Origin of the sequence: Streptococcus oralis (genome assembly GCF_001578945.1) — a bacterium.
Lineage (GTDB): Bacteria > Bacillota > Bacilli > Lactobacillales > Streptococcaceae > Streptococcus > Streptococcus oralis_Q.
Map to the genome: position 1 here is coordinate 427,066 of NZ_KQ969551.1, position 2,207 is coordinate 429,272.

Here is a 2,207-nt window from a genome sequence, read left to right on the forward strand (position 1 = left end):
GAGTTTCTCAACTACGGAAGGACCAAGTCCTGTAATATTCATGGCATCTCGAGAGGCAAAGTGAATCAAGCCTTCCATGATTTGGGCAGGACATCGTGGATTGATACAACGAAGAGCCACCTCATCTTCAAAATGCAACAAGTCAGAGTCGCAACTTGGACAATTAGTCGGAATATCTAGTTTTTCTTCAGAAACACGCTTGGACTCTACTACACGCAAAACAGCAGGAATGATATCTCCAGCCTTATAGACAATAACCGTATCGTCTTTTCGGATATCTTTTTCAGCAATATAATCTACATTGTGCAGTGTTGCACGGCTAACAGTTGTGCCAGCAAGCTGAACAGGTGTTAGATTGGCAGTTGGAGTCACAACACCCGTACGGCCAACTGTCCAGTCAACTGAAAGGAGCTGGGCTTCTTTTTCTTCAGCAGGAAATTTATAGGCGACTGCCCACTTAGGCGCTTTAACGGTAAAACCGAGCTCTTCTTGACCTGCTAGGTCATTGACCTTGATCACCACCCCATCAATGTCATAAGGTAAATTATCCCGTTCTTGTCCAACTTCTTGGATAAAATCCCATATCTCATCTATGCTTTCAGCCAGAATTCGTTTAGGATTAACTACAAATCCAAGCTGTTCAAGATGCTTCAAAACCTTTTCTTGGCTGTCGCGAGTTGAAGGACTGGCTTCTTGATAGAGGAAAGTGGCAAGGTTACGCTTAGCTACTACCGCCGTATCCAACTGACGCAAGGTCCCAGCTGCTGCATTACGAGGATTGGCAAATTCAGGCTCCCCATTTTCTTGGCGAGCTTGGTTGACCTGGTCAAATGAAGCGCGTGGCATGTAACACTCTCCACGAACAGTGATATCAAGTTCTTCTTGCAAGGTCAAAGGAATGTCCTTGACACGCTTGAGGTTCTCTGTGATATTTTCACCAACAGAACCATCCCCACGTGTGGCACCAACTACCAAAATTCCCCTTTCATACGTAAGCGAGATAGACAAACCATCGATTTTCAGCTCACAGATATAGATTGGATGGGGTAATTCTTTTCGAACACGCGCATCAAAAGCTTCTAACTCTTCACGTGAAAAAGCATCCTGCAAACTATAAAGAGGATACTGATGACTGTATTTTTCAAAACCATCTAAAATCTTACCACCAACACGATGGGTTGGACTGTCTGCTAAAACTTGATCTGGATAGGCGGCTTCCAATTCGACTAACTCTCGGTAGAGGCGATCATACTCGCTATCTGAAACCGAGGGATTGTCACTCGTATAGTACTCGGTCGCATAGCGGTTAAGTAAGGCAACTAACTCATTCATTCTTTCATTCATAATCCCATTTTACCACAAATCAAGCCTTCCTCACAATAGAGAAGGGCTGAAAAATGGATTGTGGAGAAATATTTTCTAAAAAAGAGAAATTATAACTCTTTTTTTAAATGACTTCGCACATAAACGAGAGATAGACAAGATAGGATGATAACCCCGCTTCCAATTATCAAGAAAGAAGAGAGATGTACACTTGGTAGCACTGTCATAAAGCCTATTTCTTAAAATATAATCTATCTATAGGGAATTTGTGACTTAGTAACTTCGATACCGCTATCAACATATTTAATATACGGAGCAACGTAATCAATATCATCGCATTTAGGTCCAAGTTTAATTTTTGAATATTTTAGATTCTCACTCAGATAGGTGAACAGTCTTGGAACTTTCATTTCTCCATTTTTTTCAATTTCGATTTCGTCATCATTGCATTCTTTAATTAGTCTATATTCTTGCTCATATTCATACTTAGATTCTTTGAATAAATATCTAACTATATCAAATTCTGACAATATCCTGCTTTGAGAATCCTTCAAGTAGATTTTTTTAAGCTCCTTTTTTATTATTTTAATTTGTTCTAAAATAACTTTATTATCATCAGATTCTAATTCTTTCGTATAACATACCCGGTAGAATTCTACTTTAGAATCATTATCATCAGTATCTGATTTCTCCTTAATTAAACTTTTTAAATAATTTCTATCATAGGTGAGACAAATGCCTGTTGCATTATCGGCATATTGTTTCCACATCGGTAAACTATTACTCAAATCATTTTCATCCGAAGATTTTGACATAGAGGACAAAAAAATATTTGTCGGTTCATAGTCTAGTTGTAACAATGTACACAAATCAAATCCAACCTG

At 38.8% G+C, this 2,207-nt stretch carries 2 protein-coding genes and 1 pseudogene; all 3 read right to left on the reverse strand.

The genetic code is table 11. The features are described 5' to 3' along the window. On the reverse strand, positions 1 to 1,344 hold a 1,344-nt coding region (gene ligA, locus SORDD16_RS04760; protein ID WP_061452557.1), incomplete at its 3' end, for an NAD-dependent DNA ligase LigA. Positions 1,345 to 1,433: 89 nt separating this feature from the next. Beyond that, positions 1,434 to 1,556 (reverse strand): annotated as a pseudogene (locus SORDD16_RS11135) (MFS transporter); the annotation flags it as partial. Between the two features lie 18 nt (positions 1,557 to 1,574). Continuing rightward, on the reverse strand, positions 1,575 to 2,207 hold a 633-nt coding region (locus SORDD16_RS04765; protein ID WP_164966486.1), incomplete at its 5' end, for a DUF2971 domain-containing protein.